The sequence below is a fragment of the Pseudomonas sp. MF08817 genome, from assembly GCF_059862705.1.
In genome coordinates this window covers 39610-64106 of record NZ_JCBCUY010000004.1, presented here as the reverse complement: position 1 = coordinate 64106, position 24497 = coordinate 39610, and the positions used below count along the sequence as shown (strand labels likewise).

Annotated in this window: 17 protein-coding genes and 2 tRNA genes; 3 read left to right on the top strand and 16 right to left on the bottom strand. The window is 57.8% G+C overall.

All coding sequences use genetic code 11. The features are described 5' to 3' along the window. Positions 1-13 precede the first annotated feature (13 nt). From AC19YR_RS03920 to rpsU, 8 genes are all read right to left on the bottom strand, one after another. On the bottom strand, positions 14-1864 hold the full coding sequence (locus AC19YR_RS03920; RefSeq protein ID WP_500597337.1) for a reverse transcriptase domain-containing protein: 1851 nt from the start codon (positions 1862-1864) through the stop codon (positions 14-16). 122 nt (positions 1865-1986) lie between these two features. Beyond that, positions 1987-2062 (bottom strand) — tRNA-Ile (locus tag AC19YR_RS03915). A gap of 537 nt (positions 2063-2599) precedes the next feature. Further along, positions 2600-4450, bottom strand: a complete 1851-nt coding sequence (locus AC19YR_RS03910; RefSeq protein WP_500597337.1) for a reverse transcriptase domain-containing protein — start codon at positions 4448-4450, stop codon at positions 2600-2602. Positions 4451-4572: 122 nt separating this feature from the next. Then, a tRNA-Ile gene (locus AC19YR_RS03905) sits at positions 4573-4648 on the bottom strand. Positions 4649-5141: 493 nt separating this feature from the next. Further along, a complete protein-coding gene (locus AC19YR_RS03900; RefSeq protein WP_095108950.1) occupies positions 5142-8885 on the bottom strand; it encodes a bifunctional diguanylate cyclase/phosphodiesterase in 3744 nt (1247 codons plus the stop codon). A 110-nt stretch (positions 8886-8995) separates the two neighbouring features. Next, a complete protein-coding gene (gene rpoD / locus AC19YR_RS03895; RefSeq protein ID WP_095108951.1) occupies positions 8996-10846 on the bottom strand; it encodes an RNA polymerase sigma factor RpoD in 1851 nt (616 codons plus the stop codon). A gap of 67 nt (positions 10847-10913) precedes the next feature. Further along, on the bottom strand, positions 10914-12875 hold the full coding sequence (gene dnaG / locus AC19YR_RS03890) for a DNA primase (protein ID WP_095108952.1): 1962 nt from the start codon (positions 12873-12875) through the stop codon (positions 10914-10916). A gap of 481 nt (positions 12876-13356) precedes the next feature. Further along, positions 13357-13572 carry a 30S ribosomal protein S21 gene (rpsU, locus tag AC19YR_RS03885; protein WP_002551877.1) on the bottom strand — a complete coding sequence of 72 codons (216 nt, stop codon included), beginning with the start codon at positions 13570-13572 and terminating at the stop codon, positions 13357-13359. A 199-nt stretch (positions 13573-13771) separates the two neighbouring features. On the opposite strand from rpsU, the gene tsaD reads away from it, so the two are divergent. After that, complete coding sequence (gene tsaD, locus AC19YR_RS03880; protein ID WP_095108953.1) at positions 13772-14797, top strand: tRNA (adenosine(37)-N6)-threonylcarbamoyltransferase complex transferase subunit TsaD; 1026 nt, start codon at positions 13772-13774, stop codon at positions 14795-14797. A 43-nt stretch (positions 14798-14840) separates the two neighbouring features. On the opposite strand, the gene plsY is transcribed toward tsaD, so the two are convergent. Continuing rightward, positions 14841-15410: a glycerol-3-phosphate 1-O-acyltransferase PlsY gene (plsY, locus tag AC19YR_RS03875; protein ID WP_095108954.1), complete on the bottom strand. Its 570-nt coding sequence runs from the start codon at positions 15408-15410 to the stop codon at positions 14841-14843. A gap of 74 nt (positions 15411-15484) precedes the next feature. Here plsY and folB point away from each other — a divergent pair, with 74 nt between their 5' ends. Together folB and folK are read left to right on the top strand one after the other, a co-directional pair. After that, positions 15485-15838 carry a dihydroneopterin aldolase gene (gene folB, locus AC19YR_RS03870; RefSeq protein WP_095108955.1) on the top strand — a complete coding sequence of 118 codons (354 nt, stop codon included), beginning with the start codon at positions 15485-15487 and terminating at the stop codon, positions 15836-15838. Continuing rightward, positions 15829-16347 carry a 2-amino-4-hydroxy-6-hydroxymethyldihydropteridine diphosphokinase gene (gene folK / locus AC19YR_RS03865; RefSeq protein ID WP_500597249.1) on the top strand — a complete coding sequence of 173 codons (519 nt, stop codon included), beginning with the start codon at positions 15829-15831 and terminating at the stop codon, positions 16345-16347. The genes folB and folK overlap by 10 nt, the downstream gene beginning before the upstream one ends. Positions 16348-16388: 41 nt before the next feature. Here the strand turns inward: folK and AC19YR_RS03860 are convergent, their stop codons facing one another. The 7 genes from AC19YR_RS03860 to apaG form a co-directional block, all read right to left on the bottom strand. After that, the gene (locus AC19YR_RS03860) at positions 16389-17618 is read right to left on the bottom strand and encodes a multifunctional CCA addition/repair protein (protein WP_500597248.1); all 1230 of its coding nucleotides are present in this window, start codon (positions 17616-17618) and stop codon (positions 16389-16391) included. Between the two features lie 64 nt (positions 17619-17682). Beyond that, the gene (locus AC19YR_RS03855; protein ID WP_095108958.1) at positions 17683-19245 is read right to left on the bottom strand and encodes a SpoVR family protein; all 1563 of its coding nucleotides are present in this window, start codon (positions 19243-19245) and stop codon (positions 17683-17685) included. Further along, the gene (locus tag AC19YR_RS03850; protein WP_095108959.1) at positions 19242-20513 is read right to left on the bottom strand and encodes a YeaH/YhbH family protein; all 1272 of its coding nucleotides are present in this window, start codon (positions 20511-20513) and stop codon (positions 19242-19244) included. The genes AC19YR_RS03855 and AC19YR_RS03850 overlap by 4 nt, the downstream gene beginning before the upstream one ends. 117 nt (positions 20514-20630) lie before the next feature. Further along, positions 20631-22553 carry a PrkA family serine protein kinase gene (locus tag AC19YR_RS03845; protein ID WP_095108960.1) on the bottom strand — a complete coding sequence of 641 codons (1923 nt, stop codon included), beginning with the start codon at positions 22551-22553 and terminating at the stop codon, positions 20631-20633. 286 nt (positions 22554-22839) lie between these two features. Further along, positions 22840-23169, bottom strand: coding sequence for a thiosulfate sulfurtransferase GlpE (gene glpE, locus AC19YR_RS03840; RefSeq protein ID WP_095108961.1), 330 nt, complete (start codon positions 23167-23169; stop codon positions 22840-22842). Positions 23170-23200: 31 nt separating this feature from the next. Beyond that, positions 23201-24073, bottom strand: coding sequence for a symmetrical bis(5'-nucleosyl)-tetraphosphatase (locus tag AC19YR_RS03835; RefSeq protein ID WP_095108962.1), 873 nt, complete (start codon positions 24071-24073; stop codon positions 23201-23203). Further along, on the bottom strand, positions 24073-24453 hold the full coding sequence (apaG, locus tag AC19YR_RS03830; protein WP_095108963.1) for a Co2+/Mg2+ efflux facilitator ApaG/CorD: 381 nt from the start codon (positions 24451-24453) through the stop codon (positions 24073-24075). The genes AC19YR_RS03835 and apaG overlap by 1 nt, the downstream gene beginning before the upstream one ends. Between the last annotated feature and the right edge of the window lie 44 nt (positions 24454-24497).

Here is a 24497-nt window from a genome sequence, read left to right as displayed (position 1 = left end):
TCTCCAGATGTAATCAGGCTGCCGCCACGTTAGGCAGGGTGAATTGGCTAAGGGATATACCGTCGTACTTACCACTGTGAATCTTGTGGTGGCACTCATGACATACTGGGAGCTGCTTCCTATTCAGCGAAGCCATAACCCGTTTGAACCCCTTCACCTCTTGTCCCATTTTCCTAATATGCTTTACGTGGTGCATCGCCACTCGGTCGTCACTGCCACAGATTACGCAAGGTGATCCCAGTTTCGAGCGAGTCCGAAGTCTCAAGTTACGCTCCAGGTAGTTAACATCAACGAGACCTGTTTTGAATCTATTGGGTGACGAAGTCCAGCTCTTAATTAGCGGGAACTCAACTTGTCTTATCACTTCGCTGGCTTCATTCCTCACACGGATACGGAGGTTTGCCCCATATTTGCTGAAGACCTTACTTCTCGATGACCTATGTTTGGCCGCCAAGGTTTTCGCCGCTGCGTGTTGAAGAATGTACTGGATACGGGACAACATTCCGAACCGGTCTACGAAAGAGTAGTAGTTCGATATCCCTCTCCATACAGCCCCAACCTGCTCTACGATTTGTATGTCGTCTAGCAATATCCATTTGTTAATCGCCGTGGGTCCACCATTGAGGTCACAGAACCCTTTGGTGTGGAGTTTCTGGATCAGTTCGCTTATAGGGGCGTACATCACCGGGGTCCAACCCGCGACTCTTTTCCTGAATACCGCTCCGTTGCGACTGACTTTCATAATCTTCGGGCGTTCGCTGCCGACTCTGAGGTTTACACCCAAGAATTTTGCCTTCTCGCTCTTCGCATGACGGATGTGCGTCTTTTCCATACTGAGATCGAGTCCCGCTATGGCTAGATGCTCACCGATTTCTGTTCGGAGCTTCTCGGCAAGGCATTTCGGCCCGTTGATCCCTACTACCCAATCGTCCGCGTATCTGACGTATTTCACCCTGATAAAACCGTTGTTTGCCACAAGGGTGGGGGGTATGGTCAGGGCGGCATTGCTTATCGCCTTAATTTCGGCGATGGCAGCCTCCCGTTGTGCGCCCTCCAGGTTTACAACTTTTCCTTGGAGCAAACTCCTACGGCGGAGTAGTTTCCGATATTCTGGGTTGAGTGCTTTCTTATCTTCCTTACCCATCTCATGCTCTTGAATCAAAAGTTCAACCTTACGGTCGAGTTGATGCAAGAATATGTTCGCCAATATTGGGGAAATAATACTCCCTTGTGGTGTGCCGATGGTGCCGGAGAAGAAAGCCCCGTTATCGAAATAGCCCGCTTTCAGCGCTTTTCTGATCAGGTTTACAAATCGTTCGTCCTTGATTCGCAGCTCTAGTTGTTTGATTAGTTTGTCATGGGCAATATTATCGAAGCAGCCTTTGATATCTCCCTCGATTATCCATGTTACTCCTGACCAGTTCTCCCGGATCTGCTTGAGAGCAGAATGACAACTCTTTCCCGATCTAAACCCATGACTGTTATCGCTAAACGTGGGTTCGAAGATAGCTTCGAGGATCATTCGCATGACCTCTTGCACGACCTTGTCAGTGGGTGGCGCAACCGATAGTGCTCGGGTTTTGCCGTTCGCCTTAGGGATTAGAACCCTTCGGGCCCCTCTAAAGGAGAAGCTTTCGTCCCTCATTTTGTCGATGATGTTCTTGATCGTTTTGAGCGAGAACTCATCTAGGGTCGTTCCATCGTTACCCGCAGTCATGTTGCCGGGTTTGCTTTTGATTTTTTCGTACGCAGCAATGTACAAGTCTTCCTTGAACATCAGGCGATAGATACGATCATTAACAAAGTTCGGTACGGTGTTGGCTTTCCTGATTGCTTCTATTCTGGTGAAGCTTTTATTCTGCATCACGCATACCCCCACCGTCCTAGAAACATTACATCCTAGGCCCCTTCCCTTTCACCGGTGATTAGCCGGTCGTATTCGTGGTGGCGGTAGCTGGTGAATGGACGTGTCCCCTCACCGAAAGGTGGTGGGCCGGGCGGGATTTGAACCCGCACTCAACGGTTTATGAGACCGCTGCATTAACCGTTATGCTACCGGCCCAATACAAACAGGTACTACGAGCCTTCCGTCACCATGGGGATTGCTCCCGTTAGGTGATCCCGCAGTTAACGCAACAACGTGCTCAGGTGTTAGGTCGCCCGTTCGGTTATCTTTCGCACTACTTGTGCTAGCGCTTCTGGTGTGGCTTGCAGGGGGCTCATAATCGTCTCCCTGCAACCAGAAGAAGTGGCCTCAATCTCATGCCACCCCGATGTCGAATTTCCCGCGCATCACCTAGGCTTCAAGCAATACAGCTTTGACCATGACCTGCCTACCTGACCTCCTCTCTTGAGGGCGAGATTCCCTCGCAGGAGGCCTTTTGACGGCATGCTCTTGTCCCTTACGGGGTTTCCCCTTCCGGTAAGCCGCTGGTTTACCCCTAAATGCCACAAGGGGATGGCTATTAACCACAACGTTGTTGCGCCATCTTACGGCGCACGTTGGATCGCCAACCGGCTCCGGCTTCCAAACGGATACCAACTAGCTTCCACCGAACGCAGCGTGCAGGTTTCCAAGCACTGCGCTCTCCAGATGTAATCAGGCTGCCGCCACGTTAGGCAGGGTGAATTGGCTAAGGGATATACCGTCGTACTTACCACTGTGAATCTTGTGGTGGCACTCATGACATACTGGGAGCTGCTTCCTATTCAGCGAAGCCATAACCCGTTTGAACCCCTTCACCTCTTGTCCCATTTTCCTAATATGCTTTACGTGGTGCATCGCCACTCGGTCGTCACTGCCACAGATTACGCAAGGTGATCCCAGTTTCGAGCGAGTCCGAAGTCTCAAGTTACGCTCCAGGTAGTTAACATCAACGAGACCTGTTTTGAATCTATTGGGTGACGAAGTCCAGCTCTTAATTAGCGGGAACTCAACTTGTCTTATCACTTCGCTGGCTTCATTCCTCACACGGATACGGAGGTTTGCCCCATATTTGCTGAAGACCTTACTTCTCGATGACCTATGTTTGGCCGCCAAGGTTTTCGCCGCTGCGTGTTGAAGAATGTACTGGATACGGGACAACATTCCGAACCGGTCTACGAAAGAGTAGTAGTTCGATATCCCTCTCCATACAGCCCCAACCTGCTCTACGATTTGTATGTCGTCTAGCAATATCCATTTGTTAATCGCCGTGGGTCCACCATTGAGGTCACAGAACCCTTTGGTGTGGAGTTTCTGGATCAGTTCGCTTATAGGGGCGTACATCACCGGGGTCCAACCCGCGACTCTTTTCCTGAATACCGCTCCGTTGCGACTGACTTTCATAATCTTCGGGCGTTCGCTGCCGACTCTGAGGTTTACACCCAAGAATTTTGCCTTCTCGCTCTTCGCATGACGGATGTGCGTCTTTTCCATACTGAGATCGAGTCCCGCTATGGCTAGATGCTCACCGATTTCTGTTCGGAGCTTCTCGGCAAGGCATTTCGGCCCGTTGATCCCTACTACCCAATCGTCCGCGTATCTGACGTATTTCACCCTGATAAAACCGTTGTTTGCCACAAGGGTGGGGGGTATGGTCAGGGCGGCATTGCTTATCGCCTTAATTTCGGCGATGGCAGCCTCCCGTTGTGCGCCCTCCAGGTTTACAACTTTTCCTTGGAGCAAACTCCTACGGCGGAGTAGTTTCCGATATTCTGGGTTGAGTGCTTTCTTATCTTCCTTACCCATCTCATGCTCTTGAATCAAAAGTTCAACCTTACGGTCGAGTTGATGCAAGAATATGTTCGCCAATATTGGGGAAATAATACTCCCTTGTGGTGTGCCGATGGTGCCGGAGAAGAAAGCCCCGTTATCGAAATAGCCCGCTTTCAGCGCTTTTCTGATCAGGTTTACAAATCGTTCGTCCTTGATTCGCAGCTCTAGTTGTTTGATTAGTTTGTCATGGGCAATATTATCGAAGCAGCCTTTGATATCTCCCTCGATTATCCATGTTACTCCTGACCAGTTCTCCCGGATCTGCTTGAGAGCAGAATGACAACTCTTTCCCGATCTAAACCCATGACTGTTATCGCTAAACGTGGGTTCGAAGATAGCTTCGAGGATCATTCGCATGACCTCTTGCACGACCTTGTCAGTGGGTGGCGCAACCGATAGTGCTCGGGTTTTGCCGTTCGCCTTAGGGATTAGAACCCTTCGGGCCCCTCTAAAGGAGAAGCTTTCGTCCCTCATTTTGTCGATGATGTTCTTGATCGTTTTGAGCGAGAACTCATCTAGGGTCGTTCCATCGTTACCCGCAGTCATGTTGCCGGGTTTGCTTTTGATTTTTTCGTACGCAGCAATGTACAAGTCTTCCTTGAACATCAGGCGATAGATACGATCATTAACAAAGTTCGGTACGGTGTTGGCTTTCCTGATTGCTTCTATTCTGGTGAAGCTTTTATTCTGCATCACGCATACCCCCACCGTCCTAGAAACATTACATCCTAGGCCCCTTCCCTTTCACCGGTGATTAGCCGGTCGTATTCGTGGTGGCGGTAGCTGGTGAATGGACGTGTCCCCTCACCGAAAGGTGGTGGGCCGGGCGGGATTTGAACCCGCACTCAACGGTTTATGAGACCGCTGCATTAACCGTTATGCTACCGGCCCAATACAAACAGGTACTACGAGCCTTCCGTCACCATGGGGATTGCTCCCGTTAGGTGATCCCGCAGTTAACGCAACAACGTGCTCAGGTGTTAGGTCGCCCGTTCGGTTATCTTTCGCACTACTTGTGCTAGCGCTTCTGGTGTGGCTTGCAGGGGGCTCATAATCGTCTCCCTGCAACCAGAAGAAGTGGCCTCAATCTCATGCCACCCCGATGTCGAATTTCCCGCGCATCACCTAGGCTTCAAGCAATACAGCTTTGACCATGACCTGCCTACCTGACCTCCTCTCTTGAGGGCGAGATTCCCTCGCAGGAGGCCTTTTGACGGCATGCTCTTGTCCCTTACGGGGTTTCCCCTTCCGGTAAGCCGCTGGTTTACCCCTAAATGCCACAAGGGGATGGCTATTAACCACAACGTTGTTGCGCCATCTTACGGCGCACTTATGAGTCCTCTGCTCTAACCAACTGAGCTATAGGCCCTCAGTAGGCCGCGGATTATAACGATGGTTTCTCGGCTGTGCTATCCGAAAAGTCTGAAAGGGTGCTGCGAAGAAAGGCTGCGGCGAATTCCTCGGCGGGCAGGGGCAGGCTGATGATGTAGCCCTGGATCTGTTCGCAGCCTTCGGCGGCGAGGAAGGCTTGTTGGGCGTGGGTTTCCACGCCTTCGGCGATGACGGTCAGTTGCATGCTGCGGCCCAGGGCGATGATGGCGCGCACGATGGCGCCGTCGTGGGTGTCGTCGGGCAGGCCGCGGACGAAGGACTGGTCGATCTTCAGGAAGTCTAGGGGCAGGCGCTTGAGGTAGCTCAGGGATGAATAGCCGGTGCCGAAGTCGTCGATGGCCAGTTGTACCCCCAGGTGTTTGAGCTGGTGCAGCACGGCCAGGGCTTCTTCGGCCTGGCTCATGATGAAGTTTTCAGTGATTTCCAGTTGCAGCAGTTCGGGTTTGAGGCGGTTGTCGTGCAGCAGTTGTTCAATACGTGCCAGCAGGTTGGGCTGGCGCAGCTGGGCCCCGGCGAGGTTCACCGACAGTGGGCCGAAGCTGTCGTAGCACAGGTGCCAGGCGTGCATCTGCTGGCAGGCTTGCTCCAGCACCCAGTCGCCGATTTGCAGGATCATGCCGTTTTCTTCGGCCAGGGCGATGAAGTGTTCGGGTGGCACTTCGCCGAAGGTGGGGTGGTGCCAGCGCAGCAGTGCTTCGGCGCCCACCAGGCATTGGTCGCGCAGGCTGAATTTTGGTTGGTAGTACAGCGACAGTTCGTTGCGCTCGATGGCGCGGCGCAGCTCGTGTTCCAGGGCGATGCGTTCGCTGGCCTGGGCGGTGAGGTCGCAGGTGTAGCTTTCGACGCGGTTACGGCCCTTGGATTTGGAGCGGTACATGGCCGCGTCGGCGTTTTTTACCAGGGTGGCGACGTCGCAGCCGTCCTGGGGGTAGAGGCTGGTGCCGATGCTGGCGCTGATGAAGAACTCGTGCTCGCCGGCCTGGAACGGTGCGCCAAAGCAGCAGAGCAGTTTGTTGGCGACGGTTTGCGCGTCGCTGGCGTGTTGCAGGCCCGGCAGCAGGATGATGAATTCGTCGCCGCCCAGGCGTGCCACGGTGTCGATGTCGCGCAGTTGCTCCTTGAGGCGCACGGCGATGCCCTTGAGCAGCAGGTCGCCGACCGGGTGGCCGAGGCTGTCGTTGATGTGCTTGAAGCGGTCCAGGTCGAGAAACAGCACGGCGCCGTGGCCGCCGTTTTCCTGTTGATGGTTGAGGGCGCTGAGTAGGCGGCTCTCGAACAGGGTGCGGTTGGGCAGGCCGGTGAGAGGGTCGTGGTGGGCCTGGTAATCGAGCCGCGCCTGGGCGTGCTTGAGGCTGGAGATGTCGGCAAATACCGCGACGAAGTGGGTGATGAACTTGTCGCGGTTGCGCACGGCGCTGATGGTCAGCCAACTGGGGTACAGCTCGCCGTTTTTACGGCGGTTGGAGATTTCCCCTTGCCAGTGGCCTTCGGCCGTCAGTTGATGCCACATGGCCGCATAGAAGGCGCTGTCGTGCAGGCCAGAGGCCAGTAATCGCGGTGTGTGGCCTAGGGCTTCGGTCTCGCTGTAGCCGGTGATTTCGGTGAAGGCGCGGTTGACGGCGCTGATGTGCTGCTGGGTGTCGGTTATCAGCACGCCTTCGGCGGTGCTTTCGAACACGGTGGCGGCCTGTTGCAGTTTCTCCTGCATCAGGTGGCGTTCGGTGATGTCGCGGGCGATGGTCAGCATGCAGTTGTCGTCGCCGATGGGCAGTGGGCGGCTGGACATTTCGCAGAGGCGGATCTGGCCGTCGTTGCGGCGTATATGGCAGCGGAAGTCGCGCACGAAGCCATCCCGTTGCAGCATATCGAGCATCTGCTTGCGCTCATTGAGGTTGACCCAGATGCCCAGGTCCAGGGTCGAGCGGTCCAGAGACAGGGCGCTGTTGAACCCGGTGATGCGGCTAAAGCCTTCGTTGACTTCTATCAGCAGGCCATCGCGCTGGCGGCTCAGGAGCAAACCGTCGGGCGAGGCGTGGAAAGCCTTGGCGAACTTCTCTTCCGAGGTTTGCAATTGCCGTTGGGTTTCCTTGAGCTGGCTGATATCACGTACCACGACCACCAGGGCGGGGGTGGTATCGAGGTCGAAGGGTTCGGCAGAGATCAGGCCGGTGAACAGTTGCCCGTTACTACGGCGAAAGGGCATTTCGAGGTTGCGGATGCTACCGCCCTGCAAGCGTTGCAGCAGGCCCGGGCCGACCCCGGGGATGCCCCAGATGTTCAGGTCGGTAGCGGTTTTGCCGATGACCTCTGCCGCACTGAGGCCGATCTGTTCTTCAAAGGCGTTGTTAACCTCCAGCAGGCAGCCGTCGCTCAGCCGCGCGATCACCAGAATGTCCGGGCATTGCTGGAACACCGAGGCGAATTTCTGCTCGGACAGGCGCAAGGCCTCTTCGGTGTGCTTGGCTTCGCTGATGTCGATCATCAGGCCGCGCAGGACTGGCTCGTGGCCGTGTTCGATCAGGCTGACGATGTCGCGCACCCACAGGCAGCGACCGTCGGCGGTGATGACGCGGTAGTCGATGCTGTGGTCGCGCCCGGCCAATACTTCCCGGTCGCAGAACGTCTGGGCGCGGGTCAGGTCGGCGGGGTGGATGATGTTGCGCCAGAAGCCCGGGACCAGCCAGTTGGACAGCGGATAGCCGAGCAGGGCTTCGGCATGGGGCGAGACGTAGCTGTAGGTGAAATCGCTGATACGCGCTTCCCAGGCAATGGCCGAAAGGCTCTCCACCAGGCCTCGGTAGTGGTACTCGCTGCTGCGCAGTTCCTGTTCCAGGGCCACGCGCCGGGCGATTTCCGAGCTGAGCCGGCGATTGATGCGAATGACCACGGCCAAAATAGTGAACACCAGGGTCAGACCGGGGAGGCCGTAGATCAGCAGGTCGGACCAGAAAGCGCGGTGGTCAAGGACATTGCCGACCCAGCGCTCATGGATGTTGCTGACTTCCTCCGGGCTCAGATCGGCCAGCACTTTATCGAGGATACCGACGAGGATTTTGCTGTCCTGGGGCACAGCCATGGCCAGTTGATAGCGATACGGTGTTTCGCCACTGACGTACATGCCTTCGAGCTTGAGCTGGCGCAGGCTCCAGACGCTGGACGCGAGGTCGCCGACCACGGCGTCCACTTGGTCGGTGGCCAGGGCTTGCAGGGCCGAGCTGACGTTGGGCAACGCTACCAGGTTCAGGTCCGGATGTTGGGTGCGCAGCAGTTCGTGGGGGGCGTAGTTCTCCACCACCGCCACTTTCAGGCCATACAGGTCCTGGAGTTTGCGCGGCTGGGGCCCGCCTTCGTGGGCGAGGATGACGATGGGGAAATCCAGGTACGGACGAGTGAACGCCAGATAGCCCTGGCGCTCCGGCGTGGACATGATTCCGGGCAGCAAGTCCAGCTTGTTTTGCCGGGCCTGTTCCAGCACCTGGCTCCAGCTCACGGGCTCCACTGGCGTAACGGCGACACCGAGGCGTTTTTCGATCAGGCTGATGTAGTCGGCAGCAAGGCCCTGGTAGCGACCTTCTTCGTCGCGGTACTCGAACGGCGGCCACGAAGCATCAACACCCAGGCGCAATTGCGGGTGGGAGGAAAGCCAGCCACGCTCTTCATTGGTGAGAGTCAACGCGCCAGCTGTTGCGGTCCAGGTCAGCAGCGACAGCAAAAGCACAGTCGACAGTCTGGGCATCACACTCTCGGAGGGCTTGGGAGGGAATGGTTCGAGTGTAGACGGGCAATGGCATGCGGGGATTTTATCGGCATATAGCAAAACCCCCAGCCAGGCTGGGGGTTTTGTTATCACTCGTCGAGGAAGGAGCGCAAATGCTCGCTTCTCGTCGGGTGGCGCAGCTTGCGCAGCGCCTTGGCTTCGATCTGGCGAATCCGCTCACGGGTAACGTCGAACTGCTTACCGACTTCCTCAAGGGTGTGGTCGGTATTCATGTCGATGCCGAAGCGCATGCGCAAAACCTTGGCTTCACGGGCAGTGAGGCCGGAGAGGACTTCGCGCGTTGCTTCTTTAAGGCTCTCAACGGTGGCGACATCGATTGGCGACTGCATGGTCGAGTCTTCGATGAAGTCACCCAGGTGGGAGTCTTCGTCATCACCGATCGGGGTTTCCATGGAGATCGGCTCTTTGGCGATCTTCAGTACCTTGCGGATCTTGTCCTCAGGCATTTCCATGCGCTCGCCCAGCTCTTCCGGGGTCGGTTCGCGACCCATTTCCTGCAGCATCTGGCGGGAAATACGGTTGAGCTTGTTGATCGTCTCGATCATGTGCACCGGAATACGGATGGTGCGGGCCTGGTCGGCGATCGAGCGAGTGATCGCCTGACGGATCCACCAGGTGGCATAAGTCGAGAATTTGTAGCCGCGACGGTATTCAAACTTGTCTACCGCTTTCATCAAGCCGATGTTGCCTTCCTGGATCAGGTCGAGGAATTGCAGGCCACGGTTGGTGTACTTCTTGGCGATGGAGATCACCAGACGCAAGTTCGCTTCCACCATCTCTTTCTTCGCGCGGCGGGCCTTGGCCTCACCGATCGACATGCGACGGTTGATGTCCTTGATCTCGGAAATCTTCAGGCCGGTTTCAGCTTCCAGCGCGCTCAGCTTCTGCTGGCAGCGAACGATGTCCGGCTGCAGGCGCGCAATGGCTTCGGCGTATTTGCTCTTACCCTTGGCCAGTGCGTCGGTCCAGCTTTCGTCAACTTCATTGCCGGGGAACTGGCGCAGGAAGTCGGCACGCGGCATCCGTGCATCACGAACGCACAGTTGCATGATGGCGCGCTCTTGCTGGCGCAGGCGATCCAGGGCGCTACGAACGCGCTCTACCAGGCCTTCGAACTGCTTAGGCACCAGTTTGATCGGCATGAACAGCTCAGCCAGCAGCAACAGCTCGACGATAGTCTGCTTGTGGTCGCGACCGTGCTTTTTCAGGGCCTTGCGGGTCACTTCCATCTGGTCGGAGACAGCGCCAAAACGCTGTGCGGCGACAATCGGGTCGGGACCGCTTTCAACTTCTTCTTCGTCGTCGGTGCTGGCTTCAGCTTCTTCGTCTTCGGTCTCGTCATCCGCTTTCGCGGTTTTCGGGTCGACAGGCGGAGGCACTTCAGCAGCAGGCGGCGCAATGCCGTCGTCCGGGTCGATATAACCGCTCAGGACGTCGGACAGGCGGCCACCTTCGGTGGTGACGCGAGTGTACTCGGAGAGAATATGGTCAACTGTGCCAGGGAAGTGCGCGATTGCGCCCATCACTTCACGGATGCCTTCTTCGATACGCTTGGCGATTTCAATTTCGCCTTCACGTGTGAGGAGCTCTACCGTACCCATTTCACGCATATACATGCGCACAGGGTCAGTGGTGCGGCCAATGTCGGTCTCGACCGCTGCCAACGCGGCGGCTGCTTCTTCAGCGGCTGCCTCGTCGGTATCGGCGTCGGCCAACATAAGGGCGTCCGCATCCGGAGCACTCTCGTGTACGGGAATCCCCATGTCATTAATCATGCGGATGATGTCTTCCACCTGTTCCGGATCTGAAATATCCTCCGGCAGGTGGTCGTTGACCTCTGCGTAAGTCAGATACTTCTGCTCACGACCCAGGGTGATCAACTCTTTGATACGAGACTGCTGTTGCGCTTTTCCGGACATAACACCCTATCCACTGAAGGTCTTGGCGGGCAAAAAACAAGCCGAGGATTATACCTGAGCTATGACCTCACGCGCCAGTTGAGGTCGGGTTTGATGTGGAAACAGTGCGACTGAGAAGGTCGCGCAATTGGTTTTTCTCTTCGGCACTCAATTCACTTTGGCGTGCTTTTCTCAGAAGTTGTTCCAGATTTCGCTCACGTTGGCGAGCTGACAAGCTAGTTATGGTGTCGAAAAACTGTTGTTCAAGGTTATCGCCATCAATCAGCCACTCCTTTTCTGCCAGCGCTCTGAGCAGGCGACCTTGTTCGGTGCCGTGCCAGCGTGCAATCAGTTGAAATGAGTTTAGCTTAGGATTCTTCTGTACGGCCTCGAGCAGTGCCACCAGCAACTGTGTGTTGGTGTGGTCCTCGGCAGCAAAGTGCCCGGCGTCCTCGACTTTTTTTGCCAGTTGCGGGTGATGCAGCAAAGTGCGCAGGGCGGCCAAGGTCGGCGGCTCCACGGCGGCCGGGATGCGCGGTGCTCTTGGTTGGTCACGATCACCGCCGCGCTTGCCCTTTTTATCCCAGGGCTTGTTCTCCCACTTTTTACCGCCGGCCCCTGGTTTTTTCGGGCTCCACTCCTGCTGGGGGGCATACGCCTCATGGGGCTGGTGGTAGTCGGCGTAATCGGGCACCGCGTCGTAGTTGATGCCAGGGTCGTAAGCGGGTGGTGCCTCTTGTGGCGCGCTGTGCACTAGCTGGCTAACGGCTTCGCTGTTGAGGCCGGTGATTTCGCTCAGGCGCTGGCGCATCAGGGTGCGCAGGTTGGCTCCCGGGACTTTGTCGATCAGCGGCGCGGCGAGGGTGGCCATGTGGGCCTTGCCTTCGAGGGAGCGCGGGTCGGCCTCTTCGGTCAGTTGCTGGAAGAAATAATCGGCCAGCGGCTGGGCGTGCTGGTTGATCCGTGCGCGGAACGCATCAGTGCCCTCGGAGCGCACCAAGGTATCGGGGTCTTCGCCTTCGGGCAGGAACAGGAATCGCGCGCGCCGCCCGTCTTGCAGGCTGGGCAGTGTTGCTTCCAGAGCCCGCCATGCGGCGTTGCGGCCGGCCTGGTCACCGTCAAAGCAGAACAGCACGCTGGGCACCACGCGGAACAGGCGCTTGAGGTGCTCTTCGCTGGTGGCGGTGCCCAGGGTCGCCACCGCATTGCGTAGGCCTTGCTGCGCCAAGGCGATGACATCCATATAGCCTTCGACGACGATGATTTCGTCAAGGTTGCGGTTGTTCTTGCGTGCCTCGAACAGGCCATACAGTTCCTGGCCCTTGTGAAACACCGGGGTTTCCGGTGAGTTCAGGTACTTGGGCTTGTCGTCGCCCAGCACGCGGCCACCGAACGCGATGATCCGGCCACGGCTGTCGCGGATCGGGAACATCACCCGATCACGAAAGCGGTCGTAGCGCTTGCCGGTCTCGGCGTTTTCGACCAGCAGGCCGGCGTCGATCATGGCCTTTTGCTGCAAGGTGTCGCTGCTCAAGTGCTTGAACAGGTTGTCCCAACCCGGCGGGGCAAAGCCCAAGCCAAAATCGCGGGCGATCTCGCCGGTCAGTCCGCGGCCCTTGAGGTAGTCCACGGCAGCTTTGCGTGCGGGATGACTCTTGAGGGCCTGACGGTAGAATTCCGCGGCGGCGGTCAGAAGGGGGTAGAGCGGCGAGTCGGTGGGTTGCCGTGGCTTGTGTGGGCGACCGCTTTCTTCACGGGGGATTTCCATGCCGGCGGCTTTGGCCAGTTCTTCGACGGCCTGGGGAAAGTCCAGGTTGTCGTGGTCCATGATGAAGCCAAGGGCATTGCCGCCGGCGCCGCAGCCGAAGCAGTAGTAGAACTGCTTGTCGGGACTCACGCTAAAAGACGGGGTTTTCTCTTTGTGGAATGGGCAGCAGGCCGTGTAGTTCTTGCCGGCCTTCTTCATTTGCAGGCGCGAGCTGACCACGTCGACGATGTCGGTGCGGTTCAGAAGGTCGTCAATAAAGCTCTGGGGAATTAGCCCGGCCATGGCGTTCTCGTCATCACTGCGAAAATTAGACCCAGCGCACGCGGTCGATGTCGGGTTGATCCGAGGCGCAATGGTAGGCGGCTCGACCGGATGTCGTGTGCGTATTCGCTCTAGGGGAGTGTATCTGTCGAAAATTCACTGGCGTTAGCGCCGATCAGTATTCGACCAGTTGAAAGTGCTGCGCTGAATCCGGCAATGGCCAGTGACGGGCCTCGGATAGCTCAAAAAGCGGGCACAGGAGATCGTGCCTTGGGCTGATCGTCTGCTTGGGAAACAGTGGGGTGTGCTCGTCAGTAGCCTTTGTAAGGCTCGTCAGAAAAGACGTGCACCGCTGGCAAAAGAGCCAGGTCTGACGTGGTGAAGCGATTTTGTCTCGGTCGCGTCGGCGGCGTTGACGGTAAAGCATCCAACGATATCCGCAAATGCCAATAGCCCGGCTGAGGGCCGGGCTTGGCAGAAGCTTGCTACGAACGTCTGTGTATTAGTACAGACGAACGGCGCGGCGCTGCTCGCGCTGAACTTTCTTCGCGTGACGCTTAACAGCGGCTGCTGCTTTACGCTTACGCTCGGAAGTCGGCTTCTCGTAAAATTCGCGGCTACGAACTTCAGCCAGAACACCGGCTTTTTCGCAGGAGCGCTTGAAACGACGCAGAGCTACGTCGAAGGGTTCGTTCTCTTTAACTTTGACGGCTGGCATCCAGAGCTACCTTCATTCATTACCGGGGTCAACATCCTCGCGGCAAAAATGCACTTGAAGACGTCGGTTTTTAAGGGTTGCGGATGTTAACCCCTCATCGCCCGGAATGCAAAGCCTCTGATCGAAAAGCGCTGGTCGGGGCGCAAAGTGGCGACTATTATGCGCGCCTTCGAATTTAGCCTCTACAAGGCGCCAACCCATGCTAGTACTGGGATTAGAAACCTCCTGCGACGAAACCGGCGTTGCACTTTACGACAGTGAGCGGGGCCTGCTGGCCGACGCACTGTTCAGCCAGATCGACCTGCATCGCGCCTATGGTGGCGTGGTGCCAGAACTGGCCTCGAGAGATCACGTCAAACGCATGCTCCCCTTGATCCGCCAAGTGTTGGCTGAGGCAGACTGCGTGCCTACCGAGATCGATGCCATTGCCTACACCGCAGGCCCCGGGCTTGTCGGCGCGTTGCTGGTGGGTGCCTCCTGCGCCCAGGCGCTGGCATTTGCCTGGGGTATTCCGGCGCTGGGCGTGCACCATATGGAAGGCCACTTGCTGGCGCCAATGCTGGAGCCGCAACCGCCCGAGTTTCCGTTCGTCGCTTTGTTGGTTTCCGGCGGCCATACCCAGTTGGTTCGGGTCGATGGCATTGGCCAATACGAGCTGCTGGGGGAGACCTTGGATGATGCTGCCGGGGAAGCCTTCGACAAAACCGCGAAAATGATGGGCCTCCACTATCCGGGCGGCCCGGAGATTGCGCGCCTGGCCACCCAGGGTACTGTCGGGCGTTTCGTGTTTCCGCGACCAATGTGTGATCGCCCTGGGCTTGATTTCAGCTTCAGTGGCTTGAAAACCTTTGCCCTTAACACGTGGCAGCAGGCTGTCAGCGCTGGAGACGACAGTGAACAAACCCGCTGCGACATCGCTCTGGCGTTCCAGCAGGCGGTGGTGGAGACTTTGACCATCAAGTGCAAGCGCGCGCTCAAGCAGGCCGGCCTCAAGCGTTTGGTGATTGCCGGTGGCGTGAGTGCAAACAAGGCATTGCGCCTGTCGCTGGAAAAAATGCTCGGTGACATGAAGGGCGACGTTTACTACGCCAGGCCGGAGTTCTGCACCGATAACGGCGCGATGATTGCTTTTGCAGGCTGTCAGCGCTTGCAGGCCGGCCAGCATGAAAGCCTGGCAATTACCGTGCAGGCGCGCTGGCCGATGGAGCAGCTTTCGCCGCTTTAAGACGCTGTTACCGGTCATCCTGAGCGGCGTTCATCTTTCGTATTCAGAAATGCCGTTCGCGCCCGGCAAACAGGTCGCGTAAATTGCCGCGATGGCGCCAGACGATCAGCACCGTGAGCACGCTCATCGGTAGCAACGCCGCCGGCTCTTGCCAGGCCAGTAATGGCAGGGTAAGTGGCGTGGCGATCAGGGCGGCCAGTGAGCTGGTGCGGGTGAGATAGAAGGTCAGCAGCCAGGCGCCGATGGCCAGCAGCGCCGCTGGTGGGTAGAGCCCCAGCAGCATTCCGGCCGCGGTCGCCACGCCCTTGCCGCCGTGAAAGCGGAAGTACAGCGGGAACAGATGGCCGATAACCGCATACAGCCCTACCCAGGCCTGTTGTTGCAGTGACAGGCCGGCGAGGTTGGCAATCAGTACGGGCAGCAAGCCTTTGCACAGGTCGCCAAGCAGGGTCAGAATCGCCAGCTTCTTGCCGGCCACGCGCAGCATATTGGTGGCGCCGGCGTTGCCTGAACCGCTCATCCGCGGATCGGGGGTTCCGGTCAGGCGACTGAGCAGGATGGCAAAGGACAGAGAGCCGAGCAGGTAGGCGAGGATCGCCAGTAACCAAAACATGCTAACTATTCCGGGCGGGGACGCCCTGAGTCTAACGGCGCATTGCGCCCTTGTCGTGCTGCGGAGAAGAGTGCTTGGACAGAGTGTTTATCGAAGGCCTGGAAGTCGACACCGTGATTGGTGCCTACGACTGGGAGCGAGGCATCCGACAGTGCTTGCGCCTTGATCTGGCTTTCGCCTGGGATAATCGCCCGGCCGCCGCAGGTGATGACCTGACACTGGCGCTCGACTATGCCAGCGTGTCGTCACGCATCCAGGCGTTTGCCGAGCAGGCGCAGTTCCAATTGGTCGAGACCTTTGCCGAGCGTTTGGCGCAGGTGTTGATGAGCGAGTTCGGTATCACTTGGTTGCGCCTCAAAGTGACCAAGCCCGGCGCAGTGGCTGCCGCTACCGGAGTGGGCGTGGAGATCGAGCGCGGATGTCGCTGACTCAGGTGTTTTTAGGGCTGGGCAGCAATGTCGAGCGTGAGCGCCACTTGCGGGCCGGCCTGGACGCTCTGGACAGTTTTCTGGTGGATCTCCGCTGCTCGGCGGTATTCGAGAGCCAGCCAGTGGGGATCAAAAGCGGGCCGTTCTTCAATTTCGTGGTGTCGGCGCTTACCGACCTGCCGTTGATGGAGTTGGATCGCCGTTTGAAGCATATCGAGGCGGATAACGGCCGTTACGCCCCTGATCGTAGAGGTTTGCCGCTGGATATTGACGTACTGCTGTACGGCGACTTGGTGGGCAACTTCGACGGTTTGATCCTGCCGCGTGCGGAAATCCTCAAGAATGCCTTTGTCCTGTGGCCGCTGTCGTTGATCGCTCCGGATCGGCTGCACCCTGGTGCTGGCCTGAGCTTCGCTGCATTGTGGCGTGACGCGCAGATCGACCAGGTGCTGGCGCCGGTCGCGTTTGTGTGGCGCGGCCAGCCTCTGACCGCTGCTCATTTGTTGTGACCGGCTCGGCCTCGCAGCCGAGCACTCCCCCGGCGTTGGTTTCAGGCTGACGCCGCTTCCTTGTAAGCCTTCAGGGCGTTGAGGCGCTCCTGCTTCAGGGCCTCCCCCAGTTCGGGGCCCTTGAATCCTTTCTCCAGCAAGGGCTGCACTGCCACACCGCGCGCCGCACTGGCCGCGCCGCGCAGGTAATCGGCCTGTGGATAACTGCGCTGCTCAAAGCCCTTGCGCCCACGGGCGTCCATTTCGCAGGCGACGATGAATTCCTCGAAGCGTTGCGGCCGGCGGTAGACGTCAAAACTTTGCAGCAGCTCCAGCAGGGTTGAGGGCTTCAGCTCTAGGGCGCGGTGACCGTGGGTGTGATATTGGCCGACTAAAAGCGCCAATTCCTGGCAGTCCCGTGGCGCCTTGAAGCGTTCGTTGACGGTTTTTATCAGCTTCAGGCCTTTGTGTTCGTGGGCAATGTGCCTTGGCCATTCGCTTTGGGGCGTGAGGCCTTTGCCTAAATCGTGCAGCAAGCAGGCCCAGCGTACTGTCAGCGGTTGTTGGTGCTGGGCGGCTTGCTCCAGAACGCTCAGGGTGTGCACGCCGCTGTCGATTTCCGGGTGGTGGACCTCGGGTTGCGGTACGCCAAACAGAGCGTCCACCTCAGGTAGCAAGACCTTCAAGGCTCCGCAATCGCGCAGAACCTGGATAAATACCTGTGGTTGTTCTTCCATCAATGCGCGGGAAATTTCTTTCCAACTGCGCTCCGGGGTCAGAGCTTGCAGTTCGCCGGACTCGCTGAGCCGACTCATCAATTCCATGGTCTCCCGGGCCACGGTGAAACCGAGCCCGGCATAGCGGGCGGCAAAACGAGCGACGCGCAGAACTCTGAGGGGATCCTCGGCGAATGCGGGGGAAACGTGACGTAAAACCCGGCCGGCCAGATCTTGTTGGCCATTATAGGGATCGGTCAGATTACCGTGATCGTCCTCGGCCATTGCGTTGATGGTGAGGTCGCGGCGAATCAGGTCTTCTTCGAGGGTGACTTCGGGGCTGGCATGAAAGGTGAACCCGCCGTAGCCGCGCCCGCTCTTGCGTTCCGTGCGGGCCAGGGCATATTCCTCGCCGCTTTTGGGGTGCAGGAACACCGGAAAATCAGCGCCGACTGGGCGAAAGCCTTTGGCGAGCATTTCTTCGGTGGTCGCGCCCACTACAACCCAATCGATATCGGTGACAGGCTGGCCGAGCAAGCGGTCACGCACGGCACCGCCAACTTTATATATCTGCATGAAAAACCTCCGTTAGCGCGACAGGATAACCCTTGTGCCGCATTTGCGGAGGCTCGGTAGAGGGTCAGAGGTGGATGACGGCGAGGTCCAGACGCCCGTAATCGTTCTCACTGTGTTCGTTGCGGGGTGGCACATGGTGGGTTTTCATCACTTGTTCGCCTTGCAGGGTTTCGAGGTGGATATCGAAGCCCCACAGCCGATGCAGGTGTTTGAGCACTTCCTCGGTGGATTCTCCCAGGGGTTTACGGTCGTGTTGCTGGTGGCGCAGGGTCAGGGAGCGGTCACCGCGCACATCGATGCTGTAGATCTGCACGTTGGGTTCGCGGTTGCCCAGGTTGTATTGGGCCGCCAGGGTTTCGCGAATAGTGCGGTAGCCGGGTTCGTCGTGGATGGCAGGCACTAGCAGGTCATCTTTCTGGTCGTCATCGAGGATGCTGAACAGTTTGAGGTCGCGGATCACCTTGGGCGACAGGTACTGAAGTATGAAGCTCTCATCCTTGAAGCTGCTCATGGCGAACTTGATGCTCGATAGCCAATCGGTTCCGGCCAGCTCCGGGAACCAGTGGCGGTCTTCTTCGGTCGGCTCCTCGCACATGCGACGAATGTCCCGGTACATGGCAAACCCCAGCGCATAGGGGTTGATGCCGCTGTAGTAGGGGCTGTCGAAACCCGGCTGCATGACCACGCTTGTATGGGAAGTGAGGAACTCCATCATGAAGCCGTCGGTGACCAGCCCTTCGTCGTACAGATCGTTCATCAAGGTGTAGTGCCAGAAGGTCGCCCAGCCTTCGTTCATGACCTGGGTTTGGCGCTGTGGATAAAAATATTGGGCGATCTTGCGCACGATACGCACGATCTCCCGTTGCCATGGCTCCAGCAACGGTGCGTGTTTTTCGATGAAATACAGGATGTTTTCCTGAGGTTCGGCGGGGAAGCGTGCATTGTCTTTATCGCTGTACTTGTCCGCGCCCTTGGGGATAGTGCGCCACAGATCGTTGATCTGTTTTTGTAGGTGCTCTTCACGATCCTTCTGCCGGCGCCGTTCTTCCTCGGCGGAGATGGGGTAAGGACGTTTGTAGCGATCGACGCCGTAGTTCATCAGGGCGTGGCAGGAGTCCAGCAGATCTTCCACCGCATCGATGCCGTGGCGCTCCTCGCATTGCATGATGTACTGCTTGGCGAACACCAGGTAATCGATGATGGAACTGGCGTCCGTCCACGTGCGGAACAGGTAATTGCCCTTGAAAAAACTGTTGTGGCCATAACAGGCGTGGGCCACCACCAGGGCTTGCATGCAGATGGTGTTTTCCTCCATCAGGTAAGCGATGCAGGGGTCGGAGTTGATGACGATTTCGTAGGCCAGCCCCATCTGCCCGCGGCTGTAGGATTTTTCGGTGCTAAGAAAGTGCTTGCCATAGGACCAATGGTGATAGCCCAACGGCATGCCTACGGAGGCGTAGGCGTCCATCATTTGTTCGGCGGTAATAACTTCGATCTGGTTGGGGTAGGTGTCGAGGGCATAACGATCCGCGATGCGGCTGATTTCGCGGTCGTAGGCCTGGATCAGCTCGAACGTCCATTCCGAGCCGGTGGAAATGGGTTGGCGTTTCTGCTCTTTGGCGGTCATGTCACTAACCTGCGCTGGAAGAGTTCACGGAAGACCGGGTAGATATCGCCGGCCGAGACCAGTTGTTGCTGGGCAAAGGTGTCAGAGAAGGCTTCAGCGATGCGTTCGTACTCAAACCACAGGGCTTGATGTTCGCGCGGGGTGATTTCGACGTAAGTGTAGTACTGCACGAACGGCATGATCTGGTTAATCAGGATGTCGCGGCAGATCGGCGAATCGTCATTCCAGTTATCGCCGTCCGAGGCCTGTGCGGCGTAGATGTTCCATTCATTGCTGGGGTAGCGTGCGGCCATTATTTCCTGCATCAGCTTCAAGGCGCTGGAAACGATGGTGCCGCCGGTTTCCCGTGAGTAGAAGAACTCCTCTTCGTCCACTTCGCGGGCGCTGGTGTGATGGCGAATGAATACCACGTCGATCTTGTCGTAGTTCCGCTTGAGGAACAGGTACAGCAGGATGAAGAAGCGCTTGGCGATATCCTTGGTCGCTTGTGTCATCGAGCCCGAAACGTCCATCAGGCAGAACATCACCGCCTTGGAACTTGGGTTGGGTTGCTTTATCAGGAGGTTGTACTTGAGGTCGAAGGTGTCGAGGAAGGGCACGCGATGGATGCGGGCGCTCAGGCGCTCGATCTCCGTCTCCAGCTCTTGAATATCGCCGAAATTATCGGGTTCTTCACGCTTCAGACGCTCAAGCTCGACTTTGGCGTCCTTGAGTTTGGCCCGGCTGCTGCCGGACAGGGCAATACGCCGTGCATGGGCTGAGCGCAGGGTACGGATGATGTTGATGCGCGAAGGGTTGCCTTCGTTGCTGATGCCGGCGCGCACGGTCTTGAAGGTGTCGGTGCCGGTCAGGTTGCGTTTGACCAGGTTGGGCAATTCCAGGTCCTCGAACATGAATTCGAGGAACTCTTCCTGGGTGATCTGGAAGACGAACTCGTCCATGCCTTCGCCGGAGTTGCCGGCCTTGCCAGGCCCTTTGCCACTTCCTCCGCCTGGTGGGCGTGGGATGTGCTCGCCGCTGGTGAATTCCTTGTTGCCAGGGTGAACCACGGTCTGCTTGCCGCCGCGGCCGTGATGAAGCACTGGCTCATCAATGTCGCGGCCAGGGATGCTGATTTGCTCGCCGTGTTCCATGTCGGTGATGGAGCGACGGCTGACGGCTTCTTCGACGGCTTTTTTGATGTGGTCACGGTAGCGCCGCAAGAAGCGCTGGCGGTTAACCGTGCTCTTGTTCTTGCCATTGAGGCGTCGGTCGATCACATAGCTCATAGGGCCCTCCGGGCAGCTTCAAGTTGTGAGCTGCAAGTTGCAAGGTGAAGCAAATGCCCGCATGTCTGGGCTACAGCCTGTTTCCTTGCAACTTGTGGCTTGGAGCTTGCAACTGCTTCACTGCGATTTTCTGACCCGCAGATACCACTCAGAAAGCAGCCGCACCTGTTTGTCGGTATAACCGCGCTCGACCATGCGTGTGACGAAGTCGTTGTGTTTTTGTTGGTCCTCTTTGCTGGCCTTGGCGTTGAAACTGATGACCGGCAGCAGATCCTCGGTGTTGGAGAACATTTTCTTCTCGATCACCACCCGCAGTTTTTCGTAGCTGAGCCAAGTTGGGTTTTTGCCGTTGTTGTTGGCCCGTGCGCGCAGGACGAAGTTGACGATTTCGTTGCGGAAATCCTTCGGGTTGCTGATGCCGGCCGGCTTTTCGATTTTTTCCAGTTCTTCGTTCAGGGCGACGCGGTTGAGGATCTCGCCGGTTTCCGGGTCGCGGTACTCCTGGTCCTGAATCCAGAAATCGGCATAGAGCACGTAGCGGTCGAAGATGTTTTGCCCATATTCGCTGTAGGACTCCAGGTACGCGGTCTGGATCTCTTTGCCAATGAATTCGATGTAGCGCGGCGCCAGGTACTCCTTGAGGAAGCGCAGATAGCGTTCGCGGGTTTCTGCCTGGAATTGTTCCTGTTCGATCTGTTGTTCCAGCACGTACAGCAAATGAACCGGGTTGGCGGCGATTTCGTGGGGGTCGAAGTTGAAGACTTTGGACAGGATCTTGAACGCGAACCGGGTCGAGAGGCCGTTCATGCCTTCGTCAACGCCGGCGCTGTCGCGGTACTCCTGGATGGACTTGGCTTTCGGGTCGGTGTCCTTGAGGTTCTCTCCGTCGTAGACGCGCATTTTGGAGTAGATGTTGGAGTTTTCCGGCTCCTTGAGGCGTGACAGGACGGTGAACTGCGCGAGCATCTTCAAGGTGTCGGGGGCGCAATGGGCTTTGGACAGGGAGCTGTTGAAGAGCAACTTGTCGTAGATCTTCACTTCGTCGCTGACCCGCAGGCAGTAAGGGACTTTGACGATGTAGATACGGTCGATGAAGGCTTCGTTGTTCTTGTTGTTGCGGAAGGTGTGCCACTCCGATTCGTTGGAGTGGGCCAGCAGGATGCCGGTGAACGGAATCGCCCCCAGGCCTTCGGTACTGTTGTAGTTGCCTTCCTGGGTGGCGGTGAGTAGGGGGTGCAACACCTTGATCGGCGCCTTGAACATCTCGACGAATTCCATCAGGCCCTGGTTGGCCCGGCACAGCGCGCCCGAGTAGCTGTAGGCGTCGGCGTCGTTCTGTGGGTATTCCTCCAGTTTGCGAATGTCCACCTTACCCACCAGGGCGGAAATGTCCTGGTTGTTTTCATCGCCCGGTTCGGTTTTGGCGACGGCGATCTGGTTGAGGACCGAAGGGTAGAGCTTGACCACACGGAATTGGCTGATGTCGCCGCCGAACTCGGCCAGGCGCTTGGTAGCCCAAGGCGACATGATGGTGTTTACGTAGCGTCGTGGGATGCCGAAGTCCTCTTCGAGGATCTGGCCATCTTCGGTGGCGTTGAACAGCCCCAGCGGAGACTCGAAAACCGGTGAGCCCTTGATGGCATAGAAGGGTACTTTTTCGATCAGTTGCTTGAGTTTTTCCGCCAGGGAAGACTTGCCGCCCCCGACAGGGCCCAACAGGTAGAGGATTTGCTTTTTCTCTTCCAGGCCCTGGGCCGCGTGGCGGAAGTAGGAAACGATTTGGTCGATGCACTCTTCCATGCCGTGGAAGTCTTCAAACGCCGGGTAGCGCCGGATCACTTTGTTGGAGAAGATCCGCGACAACCGTGAGTTGGTCGAGGTGTCCAGCAACTCCGGTTCGCCGATGGCCAGTAGCAGGCGTTCGGCGGCAGAGGCGTAGGCGCTGCGATCCTTCTTGCACAGTTCCAGGTACTCCTGAAGGGAGAATTCTTCCTGGCGTGTGGACTCGAAGCGTTGTTGGAAGTGGCTAAAAATACTCATGACGTCACCTCGCTCGATACGTGGAGCCGACGTCGGATCAGTCAGTCGATGCTGGTCAGCCCCCGCAAACGCAGTGGCTGCTTATCCCCCCAGAACACCTTCAAAGCTTTCGATCTGGAAAGCTAATCCCGATGACCCACACGCCGGTGTACCGGCTCTCCCCTGTTTTGGATGGCCTGTGGCTAAGGATAGTTCGGAATCCGGGAGGTCAAGGGCGAATACACAATTAGTTCGCGCCTACCGTTCGTCAGCCCACGGCGGGCGTGGGCTGCAGCGCTGTAAAAAATTATTCCTGGGGGCTTGGCTCGGTTTCTGTCGGATAAGTCGCACGCCACAGTTCAAAACCGCCATCCAGGCTGTAGACGTCCGAGAAACCCTGGCTGACCAGATAGGCCGCAGCACTTTGGCTGGAGTTGCCGTGATAGCAGACAACCACCGTGGGGGCGTCGAGGTCGGCGCCGCGGATGAAGTCGCTGATGGAGTGATTATCCAGGTGCTTGGCACCGTTGATGTGGTCCGCTGCATAGATTTGCGGGTCGCGGATATCGACCACGACCGCGCCTTGCGCGCGCAGAGTCTGGGCTTGTTCGGGAGGGATGCGTTTGAATTCGCTCATGGCGGGCTCCTAGGTTCGGGTGGGGGCGCGGTCAGCGTTTTACCGCAGCCTGGACGTGAGGGGTGGGTTGGGCGGCCTTGGCATGGCCTTCGGCGTCGCAGTCGCAGCTCAGGCGCTCGCCAGTGTCGATATTGAGCAGGGTCATGGCGCCGCCCCACACGCACCCGGTGTCGAGGGCGAAGATGCCGGGCTCGTTGCATTGGCCTTCGAGCGCCGCCCAATGGCCGAAGATGATTTTCACGTCTTGGGTCTTGCGGTCTTTATGGCGAAACCATGGCGCGTAACCCGGCGGCGCGGTGTCGGCGCCTTCCTTGCCCTTGAGGTCGAGCTTGCCTTCGGCGGTGCAAAAGCGCATGCGGGTGAAGTAGTTGGTGATAACCCGCAGGCGGGTCACGCCCTTGAGGTCGTTGTCCCATTTGCTTGGCTCGTTGCCATACATGCCGTCGAGGTAGGGGGCGACGAGACTGTCGTCGCGCAGGGCTTGCTCGACTTCCGCTGCGCACTTGAGGGCCTTTTTCAGGCTCCACTGTGGCGCGATGCCGGCATGTACGAGGGCGATGTTGCGCTGCTCGTCGTAGTGCATCAGTTTTTGTTGGCGCAGCCATTCCAGCAGTTCAGGGCGATCCGGCGCTTCGAGGATTTCGCGCAGGGTATCGCCCTTTTTCAGGCGCTCGATGTTATGGCCGACCGCCAGCAGGTGCAGGTCATGGTTGCCCAGCACACACACCAGGGACTGGCGGATGCTGTACAGGAAACGCAGGGTTTGCAGCGACTCAGGGCCGCGGTTGACCAGGTCACCGACCAGCCACAAGCGATCCTTGGCTGGGTCGAAGCTGACTTGGTCGAGTAGGCATTTGAGAGGTTCCAGGCATCCTTGCAGGTCACCGACAGCGTAGGTCGCCATTAATGCAGGGCTCCGGGCACCGCCAGGCGAAAGGGCGCGATGATGGCGTCGAAGTGTTTGCCGTCTTCGGCGAGCATCTGGTAACTGCCCTGCATGTTGCCCACGCGGGTAGTCATTACCGTGCCGCTGCTGTAGGTGTGGCTTTGGCCGGCGGCGATCAGCGGTTGCTGACCCACCACGCCAGCGCCACGAACTTCTTCGACATGACCGTCGCCGTCGGTAATGACCCAATGCCGCGACAGCAATTTGGCCGGGAGTTGGCCATTGTTGTGCACGGTGATGGTGTAGGCGAAGGCAAAGCGGTTTTGCTCGGGTTGCGATTGTTCTGCCAGAAAGCGGGTGACGACGCTGACGTCGACCTGATAACGAGGATCGGACATGCAAAAGGCCTTAGGAAGCAAAGCGGAGCGCGGGACAGGACTGG

What these genes read in the sequence shown, in the direction of transcription:
- AC19YR_RS03920 (WP_500597337.1), bottom strand. Translation starts at nt 1,864, where the DNA reads ATGCAGAATAAAAGCTTCACCAGAATAGAAGCAATCAGGAAAGCCAAC.
- AC19YR_RS03910 (WP_500597337.1), bottom strand. Translation starts at nt 4,450, where the DNA reads ATGCAGAATAAAAGCTTCACCAGAATAGAAGCAATCAGGAAAGCCAAC.
- AC19YR_RS03900 (WP_095108950.1), bottom strand. Translation starts at nt 8,885, where the DNA reads ATGCCCAGACTGTCGACTGTGCTTTTGCTGTCGCTGCTGACCTGGACC.
- rpoD (WP_095108951.1), bottom strand. Translation starts at nt 10,846, where the DNA reads ATGTCCGGAAAAGCGCAACAGCAGTCTCGTATCAAAGAGTTGATCACC.
- dnaG (WP_095108952.1), bottom strand. Translation starts at nt 12,875, where the DNA reads ATGGCCGGGCTAATTCCCCAGAGCTTTATTGACGACCTTCTGAACCGC.
- rpsU (WP_002551877.1), bottom strand. Translation starts at nt 13,572, where the DNA reads ATGCCAGCCGTCAAAGTTAAAGAGAACGAACCCTTCGACGTAGCTCTG.
- tsaD (WP_095108953.1), top strand. Translation starts at nt 13,772, where the DNA reads ATGCTAGTACTGGGATTAGAAACCTCCTGCGACGAAACCGGCGTTGCA.
- plsY (WP_095108954.1), bottom strand. Translation starts at nt 15,410, where the DNA reads ATGTTTTGGTTACTGGCGATCCTCGCCTACCTGCTCGGCTCTCTGTCC.
- folK (WP_500597249.1), top strand. Translation starts at nt 15,829, where the DNA reads ATGTCGCTGACTCAGGTGTTTTTAGGGCTGGGCAGCAATGTCGAGCGT.
- AC19YR_RS03860 (WP_500597248.1), bottom strand. Translation starts at nt 17,618, where the DNA reads ATGCAGATATATAAAGTTGGCGGTGCCGTGCGTGACCGCTTGCTCGGC.
- AC19YR_RS03855 (WP_095108958.1), bottom strand. Translation starts at nt 19,245, where the DNA reads ATGACCGCCAAAGAGCAGAAACGCCAACCCATTTCCACCGGCTCGGAA.
- AC19YR_RS03850 (WP_095108959.1), bottom strand. Translation starts at nt 20,513, where the DNA reads ATGAGCTATGTGATCGACCGACGCCTCAATGGCAAGAACAAGAGCACG.
- AC19YR_RS03845 (WP_095108960.1), bottom strand. Translation starts at nt 22,553, where the DNA reads ATGAGTATTTTTAGCCACTTCCAACAACGCTTCGAGTCCACACGCCAG.
- glpE (WP_095108961.1), bottom strand. Translation starts at nt 23,169, where the DNA reads ATGAGCGAATTCAAACGCATCCCTCCCGAACAAGCCCAGACTCTGCGC.
- AC19YR_RS03835 (WP_095108962.1), bottom strand. Translation starts at nt 24,073, where the DNA reads ATGGCGACCTACGCTGTCGGTGACCTGCAAGGATGCCTGGAACCTCTC.
- apaG (WP_095108963.1), bottom strand. Translation starts at nt 24,453, where the DNA reads ATGTCCGATCCTCGTTATCAGGTCGACGTCAGCGTCGTCACCCGCTTT.